The organism is Tannerella sp. (genome assembly GCF_052170195.1).
Classification (GTDB): domain Bacteria; phylum Bacteroidota; class Bacteroidia; order Bacteroidales; family Tannerellaceae; genus Tannerella.
Map to the genome: position 1 here is coordinate 34,884 of NZ_JBQNAZ010000015.1, position 24,069 is coordinate 58,952.

Annotated in this window: 21 protein-coding genes; 11 read left to right on the plus strand and 10 right to left on the minus strand. The window is 51.0% G+C overall.

The window, feature by feature from the left end:
- The first annotated feature begins 193 nt into the window (after window positions 1-193).
- Both ACTTKA_RS06080 and ACTTKA_RS06085 read left to right on the plus strand, forming a co-directional pair.
- The gene (locus ACTTKA_RS06080; RefSeq protein WP_442724336.1) at window positions 194-3,457 is read left to right on the plus strand and encodes a protein O-mannosyl-transferase family; all 3,264 of its coding nucleotides are present in this window, start codon (window positions 194-196) and stop codon (window positions 3,455-3,457) included.
- A 10-nt stretch (window positions 3,458-3,467) separates the two neighbouring features.
- Window positions 3,468-4,082, plus strand: a complete 615-nt coding sequence (locus tag ACTTKA_RS06085; protein ID WP_442724337.1) for a polysaccharide deacetylase family protein — start codon at window positions 3,468-3,470, stop codon at window positions 4,080-4,082.
- Between the two features lie 135 nt (window positions 4,083-4,217).
- Here ACTTKA_RS06085 and ACTTKA_RS06090 read toward each other — a convergent pair whose 3' ends face one another.
- The 9 genes from ACTTKA_RS06090 to fabG all read right to left on the minus strand — a co-directional run bounded on the left by ACTTKA_RS06090 (window position 4,218) and on the right by fabG (window position 10,249).
- Window positions 4,218-4,475: a phosphopantetheine-binding protein gene (locus tag ACTTKA_RS06090; RefSeq protein ID WP_314748675.1), complete on the minus strand. Its 258-nt coding sequence runs from the start codon at window positions 4,473-4,475 to the stop codon at window positions 4,218-4,220.
- 18 nt (window positions 4,476-4,493) lie between these two features.
- The gene (locus tag ACTTKA_RS06095) at window positions 4,494-5,126 is read right to left on the minus strand and encodes a hypothetical protein (RefSeq protein ID WP_442724338.1); all 633 of its coding nucleotides are present in this window, start codon (window positions 5,124-5,126) and stop codon (window positions 4,494-4,496) included.
- Window positions 5,123-6,310: a beta-ketoacyl-[acyl-carrier-protein] synthase family protein gene (locus ACTTKA_RS06100; RefSeq protein ID WP_442724339.1), complete on the minus strand. Its 1,188-nt coding sequence runs from the start codon at window positions 6,308-6,310 to the stop codon at window positions 5,123-5,125. Before ACTTKA_RS06100 ends, ACTTKA_RS06095 begins: the two co-directional genes overlap by 4 nt.
- Complete coding sequence (locus ACTTKA_RS06105; RefSeq protein ID WP_442724340.1) at window positions 6,307-6,732, minus strand: acyl-CoA thioesterase; 426 nt, start codon at window positions 6,730-6,732, stop codon at window positions 6,307-6,309. Before ACTTKA_RS06105 ends, ACTTKA_RS06100 begins: the two co-directional genes overlap by 4 nt.
- 10 nt (window positions 6,733-6,742) lie before the next feature.
- On the minus strand, window positions 6,743-7,198 hold the full coding sequence (locus tag ACTTKA_RS06110; RefSeq protein ID WP_442724341.1) for a pseudouridylate synthase: 456 nt from the start codon (window positions 7,196-7,198) through the stop codon (window positions 6,743-6,745).
- Between the two features lie 21 nt (window positions 7,199-7,219).
- The gene (locus ACTTKA_RS06115) at window positions 7,220-8,305 is read right to left on the minus strand and encodes a class I SAM-dependent methyltransferase (protein ID WP_314748679.1); all 1,086 of its coding nucleotides are present in this window, start codon (window positions 8,303-8,305) and stop codon (window positions 7,220-7,222) included.
- Window positions 8,283-9,191, minus strand: coding sequence for an LpxL/LpxP family acyltransferase (locus ACTTKA_RS06120; protein ID WP_442724342.1), 909 nt, complete (start codon window positions 9,189-9,191; stop codon window positions 8,283-8,285). Before ACTTKA_RS06120 ends, ACTTKA_RS06115 begins: the two co-directional genes overlap by 23 nt.
- Window position 9,192: 1 nt before the next feature.
- Window positions 9,193-9,438 carry an acyl carrier protein gene (locus ACTTKA_RS06125; protein WP_014224678.1) on the minus strand — a complete coding sequence of 82 codons (246 nt, stop codon included), beginning with the start codon at window positions 9,436-9,438 and terminating at the stop codon, window positions 9,193-9,195.
- Window positions 9,439-9,523: 85 nt separating this feature from the next.
- Window positions 9,524-10,249 (minus strand): 3-oxoacyl-ACP reductase FabG, encoded by a 726-nt coding sequence (gene fabG / locus ACTTKA_RS06130; protein ID WP_014224677.1) that lies wholly within the window; start codon window positions 10,247-10,249, stop codon window positions 9,524-9,526.
- 119 nt (window positions 10,250-10,368) lie between these two features.
- Here fabG and cysS point away from each other — a divergent pair, with 119 nt between their 5' ends.
- The 9 genes from cysS to ACTTKA_RS06175 all read left to right on the plus strand — a co-directional run bounded on the left by cysS (window position 10,369) and on the right by ACTTKA_RS06175 (window position 23,228).
- Window positions 10,369-11,841, plus strand: a complete 1,473-nt coding sequence (cysS, locus tag ACTTKA_RS06135) for a cysteine--tRNA ligase (RefSeq protein WP_442724343.1) — start codon at window positions 10,369-10,371, stop codon at window positions 11,839-11,841.
- Between the two features lie 643 nt (window positions 11,842-12,484).
- Window positions 12,485-16,555 carry a hybrid sensor histidine kinase/response regulator transcription factor gene (locus ACTTKA_RS06140; protein WP_442724344.1) on the plus strand — a complete coding sequence of 1,357 codons (4,071 nt, stop codon included), beginning with the start codon at window positions 12,485-12,487 and terminating at the stop codon, window positions 16,553-16,555.
- Window positions 16,555-16,803: a hypothetical protein gene (locus ACTTKA_RS06145; RefSeq protein WP_442724345.1), complete on the plus strand. Its 249-nt coding sequence runs from the start codon at window positions 16,555-16,557 to the stop codon at window positions 16,801-16,803. The genes ACTTKA_RS06140 and ACTTKA_RS06145 overlap by 1 nt, the downstream gene beginning before the upstream one ends.
- An 87-nt stretch (window positions 16,804-16,890) precedes the next feature.
- The gene (locus ACTTKA_RS06150; RefSeq protein ID WP_442713003.1) at window positions 16,891-17,880 is read left to right on the plus strand and encodes a stage II sporulation protein M; all 990 of its coding nucleotides are present in this window, start codon (window positions 16,891-16,893) and stop codon (window positions 17,878-17,880) included.
- Entirely contained in the window at window positions 17,861-18,793 is a 933-nt protein-coding gene (locus ACTTKA_RS06155; protein ID WP_442713002.1) for a hypothetical protein, read from the plus strand. The genes ACTTKA_RS06150 and ACTTKA_RS06155 overlap by 20 nt, the downstream gene beginning before the upstream one ends.
- A gap of 9 nt (window positions 18,794-18,802) precedes the next feature.
- Complete coding sequence (locus ACTTKA_RS06160) at window positions 18,803-19,450, plus strand: DUF4129 domain-containing protein (RefSeq protein WP_442724346.1); 648 nt, start codon at window positions 18,803-18,805, stop codon at window positions 19,448-19,450.
- Entirely contained in the window at window positions 19,437-20,942 is a 1,506-nt protein-coding gene (locus ACTTKA_RS06165) for a DUF4350 domain-containing protein (protein WP_442724347.1), read from the plus strand. Before ACTTKA_RS06160 ends, ACTTKA_RS06165 begins: the two co-directional genes overlap by 14 nt.
- Before the next feature lies 1 nt (window position 20,943).
- Window positions 20,944-21,915 (plus strand): AAA family ATPase, encoded by a 972-nt coding sequence (locus ACTTKA_RS06170; protein WP_074453011.1) that lies wholly within the window; start codon window positions 20,944-20,946, stop codon window positions 21,913-21,915.
- Window positions 21,915-23,228 carry a DUF58 domain-containing protein gene (locus tag ACTTKA_RS06175; protein ID WP_442724348.1) on the plus strand — a complete coding sequence of 438 codons (1,314 nt, stop codon included), beginning with the start codon at window positions 21,915-21,917 and terminating at the stop codon, window positions 23,226-23,228. The genes ACTTKA_RS06170 and ACTTKA_RS06175 overlap by 1 nt, the downstream gene beginning before the upstream one ends.
- Window positions 23,229-23,688: 460 nt before the next feature.
- On the opposite strand, the gene ACTTKA_RS06180 is transcribed toward ACTTKA_RS06175, so the two are convergent.
- On the minus strand, window positions 23,689-23,919 hold the full coding sequence (locus tag ACTTKA_RS06180) for a hypothetical protein (RefSeq protein WP_442724349.1): 231 nt from the start codon (window positions 23,917-23,919) through the stop codon (window positions 23,689-23,691).
- Between the last annotated feature and the right edge of the window lie 150 nt (window positions 23,920-24,069).

Genomic DNA, 24,069 nt, shown 5'->3' on the forward strand with positions numbered 1-24,069 from the left:
GATTTTCTTTAAGAAGTCGTAAAACACGATTAAAAAAACGTACCGACAGCAAGAAAATGAAAAAACACATTTTTATCTACGATCTTTTCGTAACCCAAACAATATATGTAATAAGATAGCGTTATGTTGTCAGCGGATTTTTATATCTTTGCGGCCGAATATTCAAAAATAAACGCTTACTATATCCTCGATTATGAAGCAATATAAGCTAATCAACAACGTATTGGGATGGATCGTTTTCCTGATCGCGTCGTACACGTATCTATCGACTATCGAGCCGACCGGAAGTTTCTGGGACTGCGGCGAGTTTATTGCATCTGCCTATAAATTAGAAGTGGGACATCCGCCCGGGGCACCGTTCTTCATGCTGATGGGCAATCTGTTTACGCAATTTACCTCCGATACGGCGGAAGTGGCGAAGATGGTCAACCGCATGTCCGCTCTGTTTAGCGCGCTGACGATTCTGTTCCTCTTCTGGAGCATCACGCACATGGCGCGGCGTATCATCTTGAAAGAAGGAAAACGTGAACTGACTTTGACGCGCACCATCATGGTGATGGGTTGCGGACTGGTCGGGGCGTTGGTCTATACCTTCAGTGATACGTTTTGGTTCAGTGCCGTCGAGGGCGAAGTGTACGCCAGCTCGTCGCTGTTTACGGCCGTCGTGTTCTGGCTGATTCTGAAATGGGAAGAAGCGGCCAACCGTCCGCATTCCGACCGCTGGATCGTGCTGATCGCCTACTTCATGGGATTGAGCATCGGCGTCCACCTGCTGAACTTGCTTTGTATTCCTGCCATCGTACTCGTTTATTACTACCGTAAATTCGAGAATCCGACGTTCAAAGGAACGGCAATTGCCCTTCTGGTTTCGTTCGCCATCGTCGGACTAATGATGTACGGCGTCGTGCAAGGCCTCGTAGAGGCTTGCGGCTGGTTCGAACTGCTGTTTGTAAATTGGTTCGGTATGCCGTATAATTCCGGTGTTTATGCTTATGTGCTGATCATTGCAGGTATGTTGGGCTGGTCGATCTGGGAAACGATGCGCGAGGATATCTCCCCGATGCGCGTAAGGATTTCTTTTATCCTGACCATCGCCTTGCTCGGTATTCCTTTCCTGGGAAGCGGCTATGTGCTCGGTATCCTGTTGTTGATTGCCTTAACGGTCGCTCTGTTCCGCTTCAAAAATATCAATGTCCGTGCACTGAATACGATTCTGGTTTCACTGATGGTGATCGTGGTGGGTTATTCGTCTTACGCCCTGATTCTTATTCGTTCGACAGCAGACACACCGATGAACCAGAATGCGCCGAAGGATATCTTCACCCTGCGCAGCTATTTGGCGCGTGAACAATACGGGGATACGCCACTTATCTACGGCAGAACCTACGTTTCGGTACCTGAGCGTAACAGCGACGGCACCGCTGTTTCGAGCGAAGGAGCTAAAATGTGGAGCCGTGCGATTAAAAAGGACAAGAACGAGAAAGATCATTATTTCGTTTCGTACACGGTGCCCGAATATAAATATGTCAGCGAGACGATGATGCTTTTCCCGCGTATGCATAGTTCCGAAGCACGTCACGTAGCGGGGTACAAATCGTGGGCGAATGTAAAAGGAACACCGATAAAAGTCAGAGATATGGGCGAGACAAAGAGTGTTATGAAGCCGACTTTTGCCGAAAATATCAAATTTTTCGTTCGCTATCAGCTAAACTTTATGTATTGGCGATATTTTATGTGGAATTTCTCCGGTCGTCAGAACGATATTCAAGGGCATGGCGAGATCATGAACGGGAACTGGATCACGGGAATCAAACCGATCGATACGTTCCTCGTCGGGCCGCAGGATGACATGCCATTCGATATTACCAATAACAAGGGACATAATGTGTATTATATGTTGCCTCTTCTGCTCGGACTGCTGGGGATCTTCTACCAACTGTTCAGCGGGAAAAAGGGTATGCAATCTTTTTGGGTGACGTTCTTCCTGTTCTTTATGACCGGAATTGCGATCGTGCTCTACCTGAATCAGACCCCTTTGCAGCCTCGCGAACGGGATTATGCGTATGCCGGCTCGTTCTATGCATATTGTATTTGGATCGGATTGGGTGTCGGTGCCGTAGCGCGAGCGCTGGAGAAGTTCGGTAAATTGCCGGGACTTGTGGCCGGCACGGTCGCGACGCTTGCGTGCGTACTCGTTCCGATCCAGATGGCAGGACAAAACTGGGATGACCACGACCGTTCGGGACGTTACATGTGCCGTGACTTTGGCTCGAACTATCTCGAATCGTGCGAGCCGAATGCCGTCATCTTTACGAATGGCGATAACGATACGTTCCCGCTTTGGTATGCGCAGGAAGTGGAAGGCATCCGTACCGATGTGCGTGTATGCAACACGAGCTATTTGCAAACGGACTGGTACATCGATCAGATGAAACGTCAAGCCTACGAATCCGCGCCACTGCCGATTACATGGGATCGCAGCCAGTATATTCAGGGAAAACGGGATATGACATACGTCATCAAACGTATGGATAAGATCGATTTGGGGCAGGCACTGGAATTTCTGCGCAGCGATGATCCGCGTACGAAAAGACTTCCTGGCTATCAGCATGATATCCCTAATATACCCTCAAATGTGCTGACGTTAAATGTCGATTCGGCCACTGTGATAAAGCATGGAGCCATCAGCCCGCAGGACGCATCGCAGATGGTTAAGGAGATGACCATCAACTTATCGGGCAAAGATGTGCTGGGCAAAGAAGCCGTAACGATCCTCGATATGCTTTACACGAATAACTGGAAGCGTCCGATCTATTTTGCCATCACAGTAGATCCGAATCAGTTCGTACGCCTCGACCCCTATTTCCAAAAAACGGGGATGGCATATCACATCGTGCCTTACATGACACAAGGTCCGAATGCACGTGCCATCGATACGGAAAAGATGTACGATAACGTGATGAACAAGTTCCGGTGGGGCGGTGTCGATAAGCCCGGAGTATACATCGACGAGAACACGATGCGTATGTGCAAAAGCTACCGCATGTATCTCTTCGGTGAGTTGGCTCAAGCATTGCTGGAGGAAGGTAAATCCGACAAAGCACAGGCTGTTCTGGATCGATGCATGGAAGTTCTCCCTGTCGAAAATGTACCGTTGGATTACAGTGCACTGATGATTGGCGATACGTATATGGCGATCGGCCAAAAAGAGAAAGGGGCGTCGATTCTCGACGGTATCATCGAAAATTCGTTACGAAATATCCGCTGGTATATGCGACTCAATGCACGGGATAGGGCCAATATTCGAGATGATTGGCAACGTGACTTGGCCATTGTCCAGAACGCGTTGGGAATGGGTATGCAATACGATCGTGAATACGGCGCCAAGTATCGCGAAGAGTTCCAGAAATACCATATGGCTTTTCAGGGAACTCAAGACGGAGGCCGCAACCGGTAACCCGACGACGATGTTTATCGAACAACCGCCCTGGCTTTACAGGGCGATTTTTTGCGGAGGTATCTGGCGGCTCCCCCGGAAGGAGAAATGTGTCTACCTGACATTCGATGACGGTCCGATCCCCGAGATCACGCCGTGGGTGCTTGACGTACTCGACCGTTACGAGATTAAGGCCACGTTCTTCTGTGTCGGCGACAACGTGCGTAAGCATCCGGATATTTACCGCATGGTACTCGAACGCGGTCACGGTGTGGGCAACCATACGTTCAATCATATTCAGGGAGTCCGTTCGCCGTCGTCTCGCTATATGGATAATGTGGAGAAAGCGGCAGAGCTGATCGACAGCCGCCTTTTTCGTCCTCCGCACGGACATATGCGCCTTCCGCAACTGGCAAGGCTGCGCAAAAAATACAAAGTGATCATGTGGGATGTCGTCACTCGCGATTACAGCCCTCACATGACGGCTCAAGGGGTTTTTAACGTCGTGAAGCGATATACACGCAACGGTTCCATCATCGTCTTTCACGACTCGCTCAAGGCCGGCGAACGTATGAAAGAGGCCCTTCCCCGATCGATCGAATGGCTCCAGAAACAAGGCTATCGGTTCGAACTTTTCGAGCCGTAGCTGTCGTTTACGAATGTAGGAGTGTGAGAAACGAGAAGAGCAAACAATTGATCATTAACAATTAAAAAAAGGGGGATGTGCCTTTCCGTGTGTAATGGGACATCCTCCTTTCTATGTTGTCGACAGTGTGCAAGACTATTTTGTACGATGTGCCTGTACGTATTCGGCCATCGTACGCACGGATTTGAATATCTCTTTGCCTTGCGCGGGATCTTTAAGTTTAATACCGTAATTCTTCTCGAGCAATACAATCAGTTCAAGCGCGTCGATCGAGTCGAGTCCCAACCCATCGCCGAAAAGTTCGCTGTCGTCCCCAATATCTTCAGGCTTCACTCCTTCGAGGTTCAGTACCTTGATCAATTCGTTTTTAAGTTCTAAAATCAGTTCATCCATTGTTTTTTAATTGAGTTATTATCTAAATAATTCGGTCAAATGTCCTGCTGTAAGCGGCAAGGATGACCGTTTGTCAGTAATAGGTTCGTTGTCTGTCGAACAGAGAAACATACGTCCGTCGAATGTATGGCTGTCCACTTCCGTCCATCCTGCCAGCACGTACCGCATGCCGATAGCTGTCAGTGCGTCGTTAACGATGTCACAAATCGTTTCCGGTCGAAAGGCCGGGAGCACATAAAACATCGTTTCGCCGAAGATCTTGTTTCGGATAGCGATTTCACCCGTCACGATATTGGGCAGCGTATAGACAAATTCGGCCGGAGAAGGGAAAAAATTCTCTTCGTCGCGAATCGTTTCCTGATACGCCGCATCGGCTTCGAGCGACGCGCTGCGGTTGAAGAGTATGATGCCCATATCTTCCTTCGGCTGCTCACGATCGAACCCTTTCAGCAGGCATTCCGAGGCGAGAAAGCCGAGTTTTGAGAGCGCATCCATCTTATAAAACTTGCGATAGTCGATTTGGAGACAGCGATACGCGGCTGCAAAGAAATCACGCATCGGGAAATGTCCCGGATCGGGAACAAAACACGTCGTCCCGTTCAGTCTCACTCCTTTGGGGGTTATTGTACAATATCCATGTATATAATTCATCTTTCTACAGTCTGATCGGGTACATGTTTCGTAAACAGCAGTGCGGCATTGCATCCTCCGAAGCCCGAAAGCATCTTGACGCACCGGCGGCGCGTTGTCGTCTGCGTTTCGGACGTGACACGAAGCGGATGTGTGACCCCGAACGTCTCGAAGCCATGTGTCTTTAAGACGATCCCCTCACGAAGAGCTCGAATGGAGATGACGCTCTCCAACACGCCTGCCGCGCCGAGCGTATGCCCGAAATATCCTTTCAGGCTATTGACCGGGACATCGACCAGTCCGGCGCGTGTCAAAGCAATAGACTCCATCTCGTCGTTATAAGGCGTAGCCGTACCGTGGGCGTTGACAAAGGCCACTTCGCCGGATGAAACCTCTTTAAGGATATGACGCAGGGCAAGGTAACTTCCTTCGCCCGTGCGTGAAGGGCCTGAAATATGATTGGCGTCGTTGCGGACAGCTCCAGCCGTAAGAAGAACATCGCCCGCATCTACCTCCTCCGCACGACATTCGGTCATGATAAGGGTTGCCGCAGCCTCTCCGAGGTTCAACCCGCAACGATCACGGTCGAAAGGCTTGCATACCTCTTGTGACAAGGCCTTGAACGATTGAAAGCCCGAAATCACAAAGCGCGATAGCATATCGGCGGCAACGACGATGACATGGTCGTATCGTCCCGCACGTAATTCACGCTGTGCGGCTATCAGCGCCGCAGCTCCGGAGATACACGCATTCGAGACAACCTGCGGCGGATTCGTATTTCCAAAAAAACCGGCTATCCGTTCGGCCGACCGCCAAAGAAAGACCTGTTCAGCTTCATAGCCGAAGCGTTCATGCTCGTCGAGAAGAAAAACATTGCCTTTCGTCGTCGAGAAGATAAAGAGCACCCGCTTGTCTGCCGCATCGATAGCGGCCGTTTTCAGAGCCCCGGCTACCGAAACGATGGCAGCCATTTCCAGCTTTGTGTAATTCGCCTTCGTGGCAGAAGGTATATATTCGGTCTCGGTCTCCATGAAAGCCGCGTTCAAAGCTGTGTCATCGATCTCCGAGGCCATAAACGGTTCGGGCAATCCGAATCGCTCGCGGTAAAGACGCAATCCGGTCCGGCCCTGCTTCACATTTCGGTAGTTCTCCTCGGCGGTGAAGCCCAGCGCAGAAACCACGTTATCTCCCGTACATACCGTCATAACTGACCGTGTTTCTTTTTCCATACTTCATAAAACGGCGGGTTCGTCCACATCAACCGGTATTCGCGGTCGAGGAAGACTTGTGTCGAGGAGCCGGTAGCGATCAGACTGTCGTCGTCAATCAGCCGAATTTCGTAGTCGAAAATCACCTTGGCCGCAGGGGTGTTACGGTAGATGATGTCGATGCGCGCACGTTGTCCGTAGAGCAACGGTTTCTTATATTGAAAGTTCAGATCAACGAGCGGCGCAAAATATTCGTTGGCAATATACTCGTGATAACTCAGCCCGAAAAGCCGTCCGAACTCTTCGCGGGCATCTTCGAAATAAAGCGCGTAAGAGCCGTGCCAAACGATGTTCATCGAGTCTACCTCACTGAACCGTACGTCAAATTCTTTCGATGCTTTTAATACCTTCTCCATCATATTTCTTTATTTATGGTACACTTACACCCGACGACGCCATCTGATCCGTCAGGAATATTTTCATCGAACCCGAAGCAATCACTTCATCCTCCACTTCCACCTTCATTTCGACAAGCGAAGTAGAGAAAATTTCTTCCTTCACTTCAACCGTTGTTGTGAGCACCTCTCCAACGAGGGGTACACGAACGATCGTTATTCCTCTAATGGCACCGATAAAGCCCACCCTGACCATACCGTCGCTTTGCAACTCCATCCGGGCACGATAGCCCATACGTGCAGCGCATGTCTGAGCCATATTCTCAATCAATCCGGCTTCTTCCATACGGCCACCGGAGCAAAACAGATTCCCTTCCCGTACCATGAAAGAACTTCGAGCGCTCGTCTTGTCATAATGCGTCAATTTATCGACCATGACGAAAGGCGGTCGTTGCGGCAACAATTCGAGGATGTCGATATCTTTAATCATCTGATGAGCGTATAAAATATATCATGCTTTCCGGCAAATCAGTATGGAGTGCCCGCTTTTCAGTCCGTCGTGAATCGTCTCGACCGTCAATCCTCCGGCTTCGATGCAGCGGATCAGATCGTCGGAATGATACATCTTGCTGTTTCCGTTAGCCATCACCGTGAAATAGAGGCTGATCTGGGTCAGGCAATATGCGGCCACATCGTTAGCCTGCCGATCCCACAGCGTTTCCATGATAAATAACCGGGCATGTTCATCCATCGAGGCAGCCGCGCGCTGAACGATACTCGTAATTTCCGCCTCCGAGAAGCAATCCAGAAACTGACTCATCCAGATGGCGTCGAAGCCTTGCGGAAAAGGCGCGTCGGGATTCAACAAATCGATCTCATAACCATCAATGCGTGCCGCACCGTCTTTATCGGCAATTTGTTGCTTCATCATGCCGATCTGCTGCGGCAGGTCCATAATCGTCACGTGGACATCGTCATTATAATCTACACAACGGAGCGCCCATCGGCCCGTATTCCCGCCCACATCGAGCAAACGTGCGGGGGAGTGTGAAAAGACGATCTTCAGCGCCTCATCGAACGAATGGTCGGAATAATAGTGGTCGAACCGAAACCAGCTCTTCTGCACCTCGTCAGGAAGCGAAGACAATCCTTCATAAATCGTTTTCCACGATCCGAACACTTTCAGACCTTCGGGCTTGCCGTTGAGCAAGGCTTCTTCCATGTGATACAGGCCGAGGTAATTCACGTCGTGGTTAAAATCCATATTGACCGACATAAGCGGATCGGTGAGCAGCAACCAGCCGGTCTTGGAGAGCACAAACCGCCCATCGACATATAAGACCGTTTGTGCCGTAAGAGAAGCCTCCAGCAATACCTGAACGGCATAATGCGACAAGTTAGTCGCAGCAGCGACTTCGTCGAGGGTCAGTCCGTTCTTGGTCTCGTCCAGCAACCGGAAGATGCCGAATTTTACCATCAGCCGCGATACCTGAAACGTCACAGGGGCAAACGCAATTTCGTGTGCCCGTCGTTGCGCCTCAAGAATACCTGTCCGTTCTTTCGTATATTTCTTTTCAAGCGCAGGAAACATGTTCATCTTTCCAGAAATTATAAAAGTTAAACCACTGTTCGGGATGTTTTTTTACGATACACTCCAGCTCGTGAGCGAAAGTGCGGGTCATCGCTTCGATCTGCTCGCGCTTCGAGCCTTCTGCCGGCACAGAGATACGCACGATGCGGATGCGGTATTGCGATGTCTTCGTTTTCAGTGCAAACATAGCCAGCACGGGCACATCGAACTGCCGCGCAAGAACGAATGCCCCGATCGGGAAGTCGGCCTTGCCGTTCAGGAAGTCACATTCGACACTTTTGCTGCTGCCAAAGGTACGGTCGCACGGCATGCTGACCATCTCGCCGTCTTTCAGCGCTTCGTTGATCAGAAAGATATGCGACATATCTTCCGAAACGGGTATCGTGCGAATGTTATTACGTTCCAGTATCTTTGTCCGGTTCTTTTGTACCTCCTGAGCTTCGCCTCCGTATATCAAACAGTTGATCCGCTTCTTCTGCTGTCGCAGAAGGTAGCCGCATAACTCGGGATTCCCCACGTGGGCACCGGCCACAATACAACCATGTGGGTTCTCCAGCATCGAGATGAACAAATCATTGTCGGGACTGTCGACCTTAAAATTCTTCTGTCCCGCATAGACGGCGAAGCGATCGAGCATCGCCTGTCCGAAAACAAAATGATTACGGTAGGTGTAAAAAAATGATTTCAAGGGCGAATAGCCATGCTGCCACCGGAAATAACGATAAATCGACAAATATCCCTTGCGACGAAAAAGCATATAGAACGGAACGACAAACGCGAGAATGACATATCCGACACGGACATTCACGACAGAGAAGGTAATCTTCATCGCTTTTTGCCCCAAAGTGGTGCCTCCGGTCACTCCTTCCCATTCTCTTTCTTTTCCGCGCATCTCAGCCTCTTACCTTCGACTCGATGTAATCGTAAAATTCTTTTACCGTAAGTACGTTCGCCATCTCTTCAGGTTTAATTTTGAAACCGAACGTTTTTTCTACGATGACAACGATATCGACAAAATCAAGGCTGTCTAATCCCAAATCGTCTTTCAGCAGAGCATCGTCGCGAATCAGATCGGCTTCGATCTCCATCTCTTCGATCAAAAACTGATTGACTTTCGATTCTATTTCTCTTCTTTCCATATATCTCTCTCTTAATTCTCGTTCTATCTTTTGTTGTTTGTTGGGTGTTATTTGCAAATGTATCGCACAGGCAACTGAATAAGGGTCAGAACACTCCTCCGTTGATTGAAATCACTTCGCCGGTGATGTAAGCGGCCTCGTCGGAGGTGAGAAAGCTGACGAGCGAAGCGACTTCCTCGGGCTTTCCGAACCGTCCCAGCGGAATATTCTTCTTCAGCTCCGCTTCGTCCAAGTCTTTGGTCATGTCCGTCATGATAAACCCCGGAGCAATGGCATTGACTGTTACTTTTCGCGGTGCCACCTCCTGAGCCAGCGCTTTCGTCGCACCGATAACGGCAGCCTTGGCTGCCGAATAGTTCGTCTGTCCCGGCATCCCTTTCAGGCCTGAAAGAGATACGATATTCACGATGCGCCCGTCGCGCTTGATCAGCATATCTTTCAATACACGCCGCGTGACAAAGAAAAATCCGTTCACCGAGGTATCCAGCACGTTCCGCCACTGCGCATTCTGCATGAAAATCATCATGGCATCCTGGCGGATACCGGCATTGTTGACCAGAATACCGACATAATCGTCGGGATGATTGTCCGCCCAGCCTTCAAGCGCCTTGTCGACGGATACTTCGTCCGATACGTCGAAAGGCAGCAGTTCTGCCGTCCCACCGTTCGCCTCGATAAGTGCTTTTGTCTCGTTGGCTGCGGCTTCATTCGATGCATAGTTGATAATGACCGGATACCCTTTTGCGGCCAACGCCGTGCAGATAGCCCGGCCAATGCCTCGCGAGCCTCCCGTAACTAATGCGTATTTCATATAAAACCATTATCTTCTAAACCTGTACCGTAAGATGAATGCAAAAGTATGAAAAAAAAACGATATTCGGAAAACCGGAAATAATATTTACCTTTGTACCTCTTAAACATCAAAGAGATATGGACAATCGACGAAAACTTGTTTTATACAACACTCTTTCACGGAAGAAAGAAGTATTCGAACCGCTTCACCCTCCGCACGTGGGCATGTATGTCTGCGGCCCCACGGTATACGGTGATCCGCACCTTGGCCACGCGCGGTCGGCCATCACCTTCGACATTCTGTTTCGTTATTTGAAACACCTCGGATATAACGTGCGTTACGTACGCAACATCACCGATGTCGGTCATCTCGAACATGACGCGGACAGCGGTGACGATAAAATTGCCAAGAAGGCACGGCTCGAACAGCTCGAACCGATGGAGGTGGTGCATTACTACACGTTGCGTTACCATAAGGCAATGGAACTGCTGAACGTGCTTTCACCGAGCATCGAGCCTTATGCCTCGGGACATATTATCGAACAGATTGCACTGGTAGAGAAGATTCTGGAGAACGGATATGCGTACGAAAGCGAAGGGTCGGTCTACTTCGATGTCGCGAAATATAACAAAGACCATCGGTACGGCATCCTCTCGAACCGCAACATCGACGATATGCTCAACACCACGCGCGAATTGGACGGGCAGCAGGAGAAACGCAACCCGGTCGATTTCGCGCTGTGGAAGAAGGCGCAACCCGAACATATCATGCGCTGGCCTTCGCCATGGGGCGACGGTTTCCCGGGCTGGCACTGCGAATGTACGGCGATGGGAAAGAAATACCTGGGCGAGCATTTTGACATCCACGGCGGCGGCATGGACCTGATCTTCCCGCATCACGAGTGTGAGATCGCGCAGGCCGTGTCTTCGCAGGGACGTGACATGGTACATTACTGGGTACACAATAATATGATCACTTACGAAGGACAAAAGATGGGCAAATCGCTCGGCAACGCTATCACCCTGACGGAGTTTTTTACAGGCAGCCATAAGTTGCTTGCTAAGGCATACACGCCCGTCACGATACGTTTCTTTATCCTCCAGGCACATTACCGCAGCACGGTCGATTTCAGCAATGAAGCGTTGCAAGCTTCCGAAAAAGGACTGGAGCGTTTGTTCGAAGCCTATACCCGTTTGCAGAAACTGACGCCTTCCGACGTCTCGACCGTCGACACGAAAGGGCTGCGCGAGAAGTGCGAAGAGGCCATGTGCGACGATATGAACACCCCTATCGTGATCTCTCACCTGTTCGATGCGTGCAAAGCCATCAATACCGTACACGACGGCAAAGGAACAATGACAGCCGATGAGCTGGAAGAGCTGAACTCCGTCTTCCGCCTCTTTATCGAAGACATCCTGGGACTTTGCGATACGGCTGCCTCGAACGAAACGAACGAGGCTTACCGCAAAGCGATCGACCTGCTCCTCTCCATCCGTCAGCAGGCCAAACAAAACAAAGACTGGGCTACCAGCGATCGCATACGCAACGAGATGGCGGCACTCGGATTCGTCGTGAAAGACACGAAGGACGGCTTCGAGTGGAGCTTATAACACCCTCTATACGGAATAGGATGGCGGCTTGACAGGCGGATTTCTCTCTCTGCTTACCAAGCCGCCGTTGTTTTTTCGTACTTCTTACGAAACGAAGTCTTTATCGGAAGCTTACCGCATCTTCCGGAGAACGGTTGATCAGGATATCCCGCCTGGGATCGAAGTCTTTGCCGAAATGGATCATAGGTCCTACGATCATTGTCCGGCGCAACGGGAAAGGATAATATAGTGTACGGTAATCTCCCGGCACGACGGGAGATCATCGTAGAGTCTACGGAGATGTTTCGGCGCAACGGGAGATCATCGTAGAGCCTACGGAGATGTCTCGACGCAACGGGAAAGGATAATATAGTATACGATAATCTCCCGGCACGACGGGAGATTATCATAGAGTCTACGAAGATGTTTCGGCGCAACGGGAGATCATCGTAGAGCCTACGGAAATGTTTCGGCGCAACGGAAGACCTTCTCGTGTCGCATGGTCATGTCCGGCGGAAAGGAGCGTTCTCCTCATCCGCACGGCATTATACGGCTATTTTTCATAAACGTCCATTAAGACGCTATGAGGAAGCTCTTGCCAAGACCAATAAACCGTTGTATCTTTGAAACGATTATTTAAAACGATTGAATAAAAACGTTGTTTATGCGATACTCCTTTCACAGTATTCCTTCTGCGTTGCTTTGCTGCGGTTGGCTGCTGCTTTCGACAAGCCTTCTGACAGCTCAGAGAAACATACCCGTACAGTTGCTCGGGCCGGAGAAAGGATTGAGTCAACGTTCCGTTTTAACGATCCATCAGGATAGCTTGGGATTTATCTGGGTCGGTACGCGCGACGGGTTGAACGAATACGACGGGAATCGCGTGAAAATCTATCGGCATGTTTTGGGCGATACTTGCAGCATCGCCGGCAACCATATCAACGACATCGAAAACGGAGAAGGCGGAAATCTGTGGATCGCGCACGACAACGGCGTGAGCCTTTTTGACCGGAAAAAAGGCGTTTTCAGGAATTACAGGATGGGCGGCTCGTCCGACCATGAGATACGGTCGTTGTCGGTGATCGACGGTCGCGTCTGGGCAAGCGGCTGGAGCGGGATTTATCTCTACGACAAGTCAAGCGATCTCTTTTCGAAGCCCCGGAATTTGACGGAAGACGCTCGCGTGTTCGACACCTCCGTATCGAAAATCGTGGCATCGCCCCGAAAAAACGAGTATTGGATTGCGACGGCTACCCGTGCCTTTTTCCGCTACGATGTTTCGGGCAATCGGACGATGCGCTATTCCTGCGCCTCCGGAGCGCCTGTGCTGTTGAACGAAAACGAACGGATAGAAGACATTCTTTTTCATCCGAACGGAAGAGTCTATCTGGCCGCGTACAGAAGCGGTATCTATGAGTGTACGCTTTCGGGGGAGCCGCTGCGTCGTTGGTCTTCTTCGGAAAAAGCCTCCGGATATTCGCCTTTCGACAATGTCCGTTCGTTGGCCCTGGCATCCGACGGGAACGTATGGATCGGGAGCTTTCAAGGGGTCGGGCTGCTCGACCCGAACACGGGTACGGTTACCGGAATCAATCTCCTGAACGGTTTCGATAAGGTGGAAAACGCCTCCATCCGCTCCCTGATGTTCGATAAGAACGGCTCTTTATGGATCGGTACGTATCACGATGGCCTCTACCTCTACGACAACTACCTGTCGCGCTTCCAAACGCATCCTATTCCTGCGGACGGCACTCAGATCGTAAGCGCTTTTGCTGATAAAAACGGATCGCTGCTCGTAGGCACCGAAAACGGTTGCCTGCTGGAGTACGGCGACGCAGGAGCTTCGCCAAAACGTACGGAATTGAAAGACGCACGGGGAAATCCGATTGTTATCAAATCGTTGTATTACGACGAGGAGAGCGATGTGTTGTGGATCGGCACATTGAGAAACGGGCTCTACCAGATGAAGAACGGCCGGGTAGTATCTGCCGGACTGGAAACGCTGGGAGTCATCAACGGCATCGGGAAAGCCTCCGGACATGGCTTGTGGCTGCTTTCGGACCGGGGAAGCGGATTGAACCGATACAACCCGGTTAGCGGGCGGACGGAATCTTTTCCTATTCGGGAGAAGCTGCATCCCGTCATCGGACGAAGCAAGTGCATGCACTTACTGCCCATCGACTCCGTAAACTACCTGCTTGCCACAATCGGCTCGGGACTGATTGCCTTTGAAAACAGATCCGGAGGCAAGGTCGAAAAAGTGCTTCCCGATATCCGGCAAGTGAATCACACGCTGCTATTGAACGATACGTTCTACGTGAGTACGAAAGGCAACGGGCTTCTTCTCTTAGACAGGAAGCTGAGAGTCATCCGACATTTTACCGAAAAAGAGGGTTTGCAGAACAACACCGTTTTCGGTACCATCTCTTTCGACAACCGTGTATGGGCCAACTGCATCAACGGCATCTCCCAATTAACGGCCGACGGCGGCTGCATCAACTATCATCTCCGAAACGGATTTCCTCTGTCCGAAATAAACGAAGGAGCCTGTTTGCGAACAAGTCAGCCGGCTTCTCCCTTCGTTATCGGAGGTAAGGACGCGTGGATTTCGTTTCATCCGAAGAACGTTTATAAGAATCTTTACAAGCCTTCGGTTTATCTCTCGGCCGTTAAAATCAACAATACTCCGATAGCCGAGCTGCCCGATTTCAGCGGCATCGATATGCTCAACCCGGGAGAGATGCGCCTGAAATACGATCAGACGACCGTCACGTTCGAATTTGCCGGATTGAACTACCTGATGCCGGAAAACAACAGTTACAAATTCAGGCTCGACGGTTTCGACGACGACTGGCGATATACCGGGCCGGATGGACGAGCCGAGTACGGAAAAATCCCCGCCGGGAAATATACCCTCACGGTTCACGCGGGCAATAACGACGGCGTTTGGAGCGATCCTCTGACGGTTCCGATTATCGTGTCTCCTCCCTGGTGGTTTTCGGGCGAAGCCATCGTGTTGTATATCATTCTGTGTCTTGCGGCCGTCTGGGCGATTGTGGCCAATATGCTGAGGAGAGCGGAATTGAAACACCGTATTCGTCTGAAAGAGCTCGAACGGCAACAGATTGAGCAGATACACAACATGAAAGTGAAGTATTTTACCGACATCAGTCATGAAATACGTACGCCGCTGATGCTGATTTTGAATCCTGTGGAAGAACTGCTGGAGACATCGTCGCTCCCCCCCGACGATCGCGGAAAAGTCTCGACTATACAGTATTATGGCCGACGCCTTCTGCAATTGGTCAATCAGTTGCTGGACATTAACCGGATCGAGCTGGAGAAAGAGCATCTGGATGAAACGCCGCTCATGCTGAAGAACTTTCTGGAAAATGTAAACGCCGCGTTTCAGTCGGTGGCTGTGAAGAACGGGGTTGTCTGGAAGACAGACTTGTCCGTAACGACTGACAAGCCGCTGTGGATAGATAAGGATAAAATCGAGAAGGTGCTGCTGAACCTGTTGTCCAACGCCTTCAAATACACGTCGCGAGAAGGATGCGTGTCGCTTCGGGTGCAGGCATCGCCCGAGGATCAAGAGCATTGCGGCCTCTTGATCGAAGTATCGGATACGGGCAGCGGCATTTCGCCCGAAGAGTTGCCTCATATTTTCGACCGTTTCTTCAAAGGGAAGAAAGCGCACAGCGCCGGGAGCGGCATCGGGCTTTCGCTGGTGAAGAGAATTGTCGAGAACCTGATGAAGGGAGAGATCGACGTTCGCAGCGCACCGGGCGAGGGCAGTACGTTTACGGTCAGATTGCGGGGCATCAGACTGAGCGAGGACTTGCCCTGTGCGACGTCGGAAAGTTTCGTGCTACCGGTAGAGGTGTTGTCGGAGCTGGAAAAAGAGGAAGATGTTGTTGTCTCGGCCGATACATCGAACAAGAAGAGATACAATATCCTGCTGGTGGAAGACAACATCACGTTGCTGAACACGCTTTCGCGCAAGTTGAACCGTTCGTTCAACGTGTTCAACATGGTTTCGGCTGAGGAGGCTCTCGAGATTCTGAAGGAGACGGACATCGATGTGGTGGTGTCGGACATTATGCTTCCGGGCAGAACGGGAAAGGAGCTTTGTACTGAAATCAAATCGAATATCCTCACGAGCCATATCGCGGTGATTCTGCTTACGGCCGTTCAGCAGCAAGAGATCAAAATGGAGAGCCTGGAACAGGGCGCCGACGGCTATCTGACGAAGCCGTTCCCGTATAGAGAACTTCATCTGCGTATCCACAATATTCTGCGCCGGCAGGAGCATTTGCACGAGCTTTACAAAAGAGACGCGCTTCCGGAGAAAGGGGAAAACCGCCTGAATCCATACGATCAGGAGCTGATGAGGCGCATTGACGAGCGACTCGAGAAGAATCTCTCGAACGAAATGTACTCGATTGAGCATCTGAGCGAAGACGTGGGGCTCAGTCGCGTGCACCTGTATCGGAAGGTGAAGAAGCTGCTGGGCGTTTCTCCGTCGATATACATGCGCGACTACCGGCTTAAAAAGGCGGCCGCGATTTTATCGGTCGAGGAGATTCGCATCAACGAATTGGCGTATCGGGTAGGATTTCAGGACGCTAATTATTTTCTCAAATGCTTCAAGGAGAAGTTCGGTATTTCTCCTAAAAAATACTCCTCCCCGCCTGTTTCTTTTCGGGAAGAGAAGAGGAAGGGAGGAGGATAATGTCATTTTGTCAGCCCAATGGCTGTTCGATACGTCTTCGTTTCGTCTTCGTTGCTTCTTCGTTCAACGTAGGAAAAAAAAGCTTAGAGGAGTTGCGACAATTCCGCCAGATTGTCAGGGGTGTCGGTTGCACGAACCACGATCTTGTCGCCGGCAAGTTCGGTGTTGATCGCGGTGGCTTTATAGACCCAGTCGATGCCTTCGAGAACGACGACATCTTCGAGAGGGAGGATTTTGGATACGACTAGTTATGGATATTTCGCGTCTCCGTTTTGTGTAAACATGTGAAAAGGTTTATCTTTGTGCTGTTTTTATCAGCAATAAACGGTTAGCAGTTGAAAGAGATTTCGTTTATACGGCAAAACATCGCCAAGTGGGAAGGTCTGGAACAGGTGGTAGCATCCGCCGACACGCAAGACCCGGGACGGCTTGCCGACGCTTATACCGAAATCACGACCGATCTTTCCTTCTCACGTAGCCATTACCCACGATCGCGCATCACGACTTATCTGAACAATCTGGCATCGGCGCTTCACAACGCGCTGTATAAAAACAAGAAAGAGAAGCGGTCGCGTATATTCCTCTTTTGGAAAGAAGAGCTTCCGCTTGTGATGTACGAGTCGCGCCGCGAACTGCTCTATTCGTTTCTGGTATTCCTGTGCAGTGTGCTGATCGGAGCATTCTCTGCCTTTCACGACGATACCTTCGTGCGGCTGATTATGGGCAACGCATACGTCGATATGACACTCGACAACATCCGCAGCGGCAGACCGATGGCCGTCTATGACAGTCACGGAGAACTGGGGATGTTTCTGGCCATTACATCGAATAATATCTATGTTTCGTTTCGAGTATTTATTGCCGGATTGCTTACCGGAGCAGGCACGGGCATGATGCTTCTCTACAATGGCGTGATGGTCGGGGCATTTCAGACCTTCTTTTTTCAGCAGGGAGTAGGGACTGAGTCGCTTCTCTCTATCTGGCTTCACGGAGCGCTGGAGATTTCGTCGATCGTCGTGGCGGGTGCAGCCGGCTTTGCGATGGGCAACGGGTGGCTGTTCCCGGGCACTTATCCGCGTGGATATGCTTTCCGGCAAGGTGCTAAAAAAGGATTGAAGATCGCCGTAGGACTTGTTCCGATGTTTATCGTCGCCGGATTTATCGAGAGCTTCCTGACGCGTCATACGGAACTGCCCGATATATTGCGAGCTGCATTTATTCTGCTCTCGTTCGGGTTCGTAATCGTTTATTTCGTGATTTATCCACGTACAGTATGGAAGAATAAACATCATACATCATCAGATAATGGAATACACAAATCCTAAAATTCGTTATTATCGGGAACGTACATTCGGTGAGAAACTGAATATTACGTTCGATTACCTCCGTGAGAACTGGCGTATCATCCTCCGTTTCTCGTTTTATCTGCTTCTGCCGTTGTGCATTTTTCAGGCTTTTGCCCTCAACTCGTATGTATCAACCTATTTGGAGTTGATGAAAAACCCGGACGATCCGAAAGACTTCGTGATACGCTTCATTCTTCAAGGCGGCATGTTCGCTCTTTTCTATATGATAGGCAATATGATACTAAAAGCCTTTGTCTATGGCTTAATGCATGTGTATGATCACCGTACCGAACGACTTGCAGGGTTGACGTTCGGTGATTTTAAGGAAACCTTCCTTCGGTTTCTGGGTAAATGCTTCCGGATTGTCTTGTTTTATAGCGCCATCATGATTCTGGTGGGAGGGCTCATTGGCGGTCTCGCAGCATTATCGCTTTGGACACTTGTGGTCACACTCCTTCTGTTTGCTGTTGGTATTCTAATTATTATCCCACCAATCATGCTCTTCACCCCGATGTATCTCTTTGAAGACCGGCCTTTCTTCGAAACCTTGCAGCGTGCGTTCCGCTACGGCATGTCGTTTTGGCTCGAAATATTAGGTATCCTCTTTATCTTCGGGCTGATCGGAGGCATTATCAACACGGTAACGTACTTGCCGTGGTATCTGGTTGTGGTAGTATCTCAGGTATTCATCCTGACCTCGCCCGATTCGGGCATCGACCAGTCGCTTTGGTATCAATTGCTGGTTTATGTGCTGGGGATTATCCAGTCGTACGGCTCTTACATCGCGCAGATTGTAGGGTTGGTTGGGCTTGCATTCGAGTATTTCCATATCTGTGAGAAACGCGAGGGTGTCACGGTCGAGACGGAAATCTCCAATTTCGCGAACCTGTAACACGCAAGCATGCTTCACGCCGCCGACACGATACAATACAATACAGCCAAGATAGCCGAATATCAAGCTGATGCCCGCTACGATTATAACAGTCAGCTGCAAATGTCGGACATCAGCCTGACGGATATCATCCGGCAGTGGTTGGCGCATATCCTGCGGAGATTATTTCACAACGCTGAAGCTGATACGATTAACACATTAACGGGATGGGTATTGATTGGAGGCTTCGTTTTGGCGCTCGCGCTCGTCGTCTATTTTATCTGGAAAAAGCACCCTTCTCTGTTTATGCGCGAAAAGAAGATATCGGATCTTCCTTACGACGTGGAAGAGGAAAACATTTACGGTGTCGATTTTGAGAAAGAGCTGTCGGCGGCTTTGGCCTCGAACGATTTCCGGTCGGCCGTTCGCATCATGTACTTGCAGACCCTGCGTTTTTTGGCCGATAAGCAATGGATCGACTGGCGCATCTTCAAGACGCCTACCGAATATATTTACGAATTGAAGCCGGCGGTGCTGCGACCGGCGTTTCGCGATTTTACAAATCATTTTCTGCAGGTGCGATACGGTAACTATCAAGCCACGTCCGAGCTGTTTGACGCTATGCGCGAATTGCAACGACAAATCCGGGAAGGAGGAGAGGAGCATGAAGGGGAGTAAACTCTATTTTCTGATACTCGGTGTATTTACGGTGCTGGCTTTTGTATTTCAGTACTATTCACCCAAACCATTCCGGTGGACTCCCACGTTTTACCATAACGATCGCCAGCCTTTCGGATGTTACGTGTTCGATGAGGTGGTCGGGACGTCTGTCGTTGCGTATGAAGTCCAAAACCGGTCGCTTTACGAAATCTATATGGCAAGCGTCGATACGTCCGGGTTGTGGCAGGAACAGAGCGATTCCCTGATGGAGGATGAGACATTTTCGGCCGAAGAGACAGAAGAATATTTCGAAGAAGAAGTTTTATACAACAAATTAGATACCAGCGCTCTCAAAGAGGAGAACAATTCATTCTCCGCATTAAGTGCGGAGAATGATAATTTCGATTTACCGGAGCCAGAGCTGCTACCCGAAGCGGAGCGGCGTGCTATCCTCGTAGTCGAAGAGCGTTTGCTGATGCAGCCGATCGATGTGAAAGCGCTGTACGGTCTGCTTCGGCAAGGCAATAAGGTGATGCTTTGCGCCTCATGGTTCTCCGGCGTGTTGTGTGATTCACTCCGGTTTTCGACCGAGTATGATGCCGTCTTTGGTCTTATCCGCTATTTCGAGCGTTCGGTCAAACAAACCCGGCAGCGCGACAGCCTTTATTGGGGCGCCGATACGCTTCATGCCGAAGCGATTTATGGAGTTTATCCGCAGACCCATTCGTCTTACCTGAATACAGGTGACGACACTTTGATCATCAAAGAGCAGGAGTTATGGCCCGAACACGATACGCTTGCGAGACCCCGTTCGGACAAGATGAGATGCGACTCCTCCAGAGTACTCGTTTGCGACGGGAAAGGAAGGCCGGTAGCGATACAGGCGCATATCGGCGAAGGCGAACTGTTTCTGGTGACGACACCGCTGCTCTTCACCAACTACGGCATGCTCGACGGCAGCAACGCCTCGTATATATTCCGTCTGCTTTCGTGTATGGGGACGGAAACTTTACCGCTCATACGGCTCGAATCGTACGGCGAAGGCGCGCAGGAGTCAGGCAGCCTGTTCCGTTTTTTCCTGAAGCATCCGCCGTTGCGTTGGGCTTTGTACACAACCATGCTGACGCTTCTGCTGTTTATGTTCTTCACCGCCCGACGGCGGCAGCGAGTGATCCCCGTCGTGCAGCCACCCGCTAACGAGATGCTTCGGTTCGTGCAACTGATCGGTCATTTATATTATCAGCGGAAAGATTATAAAGAGATGATTAAAAAGAAATATCTGTATTTCTGCACGGAAGTGAAACGGCTTCACGGGCTCGATCTGCAATCGGGCGAGCCGGCAGAAACACTCAACGCACGTTTGGCCCGGAAAACGGGACTGCCTGCCGAAGAGCTATGGCCGGCTTTCCGCGAGCTGAACGAGTTGCTGCACAACGATACACCGGCCGATGAGGCTGCGATGATACGCCATATCGACCGGATCAATGAATGGAAAAGCAAATTGAATTAATATGGAAGAAAGAGTAGAAACAATGGATTTAACGGGGTTCACGGAGAAAATCGGCCGGATACGCGCGGCCATGTCGTCGGTACTTGTCGGGCAAGAGCGCACGGTCGATTTGCTGCTTACCGTGATGCTGGCCAAAGGGCATGTGCTCATCGAAGGCGTGCCGGGTATCGCCAAAACGCTGATGGCACGACTGATGGCGCAGCTCGTGGACGCACGTTTCTCACGTATTCAGTTTACGCCCGACCTGATGCCGTCGGATGTGCTGGGCACATCGGTGTTTAACATGAAAACGAGTGATTTCGATTTTCATAAGGGGCCGATTTTCGCCGACATCGTACTCGTCGACGAGGTGAACCGCGCTCCCGCCAAGACACAGTCCGCCCTGTTCGAGGTGATGGAAGAACGGCAGGTGACCCTCGACGGAACAACGTATAAGATGAGCCCGTTATACACCATTCTGGCTACGCAGAACCCGGTAGAACAAGAAGGTACTTACAAGCTGCCCGAAGCGCAGTTAGACCGCTTCCTGATGAAGATCACGATGCAATACCCCACGCTCGACGAGGAGGTGCGGATTCTGGAACGTCATCATGCGAACGCGCGATTGACGTCGCTGGAGACGATCCGCCCCGTCCTGACGGCCGACGAGCTGCTGCGGCTCAGCGACTGTGTAGGCAAGGTATATGTCGAACCGTCTCTGCTGCGTTATGTGGCTGCCATCGTCCATCAGACACGCACGAGCAAGGCCGTCTATCTCGGCGCCTCACCGCGTGCGTCGGTGGCGCTTATGCAGTCGGCCAAAGCCTTCGCGCTGTTGCAGGGACGCGACTTTATCACACCCGAAGATGTGAAATTCATCGCCCCGCCCGTATTGCAGCATCGACTGACCTTGACGGCCGAAGCCGAAATGGAAGGTCATACGCCGTCGAAAGTCGTACGCCGTCTGATCGAAAAAGTAGAAGTACCGAAATAATGTACCTGAGCAAGCGGTTTTACATCTTCTGCGTGGCAGCCGTCGTCCTGTTTCTGGCGGGCTACGTCTTTCCCGTGTTATTCATGGCGGGGAAGGTGCTGCTCGTGGCACAGGCGCTGCTCTCGGCAGCCGACATCGCGCTGCTGTGGCGGCAGAAGGACGGAGTATATGCCGAGCGATCGTGTGCCGCCCGTTTCTCGAACGGCGACCCCAACCCTGTACGCATCGCCGTAGAGAACCGCTATCCCTTCGCCGTACATATTGAGGTGATCGACGAGCTGCCCGACGTGTTTCAGCGGCGCGATATTCTTTTCCCGCTCCACCTGCTATCCGGCGCTCGCAAAGAGATTGTCTATCAGCTACGGCCGGTGAAACGCGGCGAATATGGCTTCGGACATATCCGTCTGTTCGTCTCCACGGCCATCGGGTTCGTTGTACGCCGTATCACGGCCGGTCAGCCCGCCCGGGTCAAAGTCTACCCCTCCTACCTCATGCTGCACCGCTACGAGCTGATGGCCATCCATAATAACCTGACCGAATTAGGTATCAAACGCATTCGTCGCATCGGTCATCATACCGAATTCGAGCATATCAAGGAATATGTGAAGGGCGACGACTACCGCACCATCAACTGGAAGGCCAGCGCCCGCCGGCATCAGGTGATGGTCAACACGTATCAGGACGAACGGTCGCAACATATCTACAACATCATCGATAAGGGGCGCGTCATGCAGTCGGCATTTCGGGGGATGACCCTGCTCGACTATTCGATCAATGCCGCGCTGGTACTCTCGTTCGTAGCGATCCGGAAAGAAGACAAGGCCGGGCTGATTACCTTTGCCGAGCGTTTTGAGACATTCGTTCCGGCCGGAAAGCAGTCGTCGCAGATGCAGCTCCTGCTCGAAAACCTCTACCGTCAGCAGACCACCTTCGGCGAAAGCGATTACTCGTCACTCTACGTGCATCTGAACAAACACGTAAGCAAACGCAGTCTGCTCATCATTTACACGAATTTCGACCGCATCATCGGGATGGAACGCCAGCTGAGCTACATGCAGCAGTTGGCACGTCAGCACGTCATGCTGGTCATCTTCTTCGAGGATGTCGAGCTTCGTGACTTTGCCGCACGGCGTCCGCAGAGCTCCGAGGACTGCTTCCATCAGGTGATCGCCGATCAGTTTATCTACGAAAAACAATACGTGACGACCACCCTCCGCCGGCATGGCATCTATTCGCTCCTCACCACACCCGAAAACCTCTCGGTCGATGTCATCAACAAATACCTTGAGATGAAAGCCAAACGTCTTCTCTAAACCCGCTCTCCCCTTCGGGCGTTTACATGTTTAGTTGTTGAGGGCCGTCAGCAGTCAACCCTGCATTCCCCCTTTGAAGGGATAACATCCCCCCTTCGCTGCGCTCTTCCTCCTTTGAAGGGGGGGGCTGGGGGGATGTTCCTCTACGTTCGGATACCGTGTACCCGGCCTGACCATTCAATTATGTCAGGCTTTCAGCCCTCTGAATAAGGTACGGCCATGGATACCCCACCCTTGCGAGATGGGGCTGAAATATATCGGGCTTTCAGCCCTTGTGCCCCATGCGGGCTAACCCCTTCGGGGCGTTGAGGTGTTAGGTTGTTGAATTGTTTGTTTGCTGAACGCTGACCACTGACCGCTGTAAAAGCCCTGAAAGGGCGTATTAATTCAGCCCAATGTGGAGCGAAGCAGAGCGTTGGGAAAAAAGGCCACACCCCGATAAGAAGGCTGAAAGCCTGAATTAATCAGCGTTCGTCATTCGTAATTTGTAATTCTCCCCTATCTTGTCATTCAGAGCGAAGCGATGAATCTCTTTTCCGTTACTTTTGGCTTGACCCAAAAGTAACCAAAAGGTCAAGGCTTCGTGCGCTTCGGACAGCCTGATTTTCTTTCGGCCTGCTCGCTGCTCCGTCGGCTCACCGCCCGAGGCCGAAGGACGAACACCGAAGGCGTTCGGGGCGAGATTCCTCACTGCGTTCGGAATGACAAACACAGTTATTTGCGTTGATTCGCGCCCATTTGCGAAATTTGTGTTCGGATACCGTGTTCCCTGCACATAATCAATATTTATTGCTGTCCGGTAAAACTTTTAGGACTGTAAAAAATTAGGGCTGACACTTCT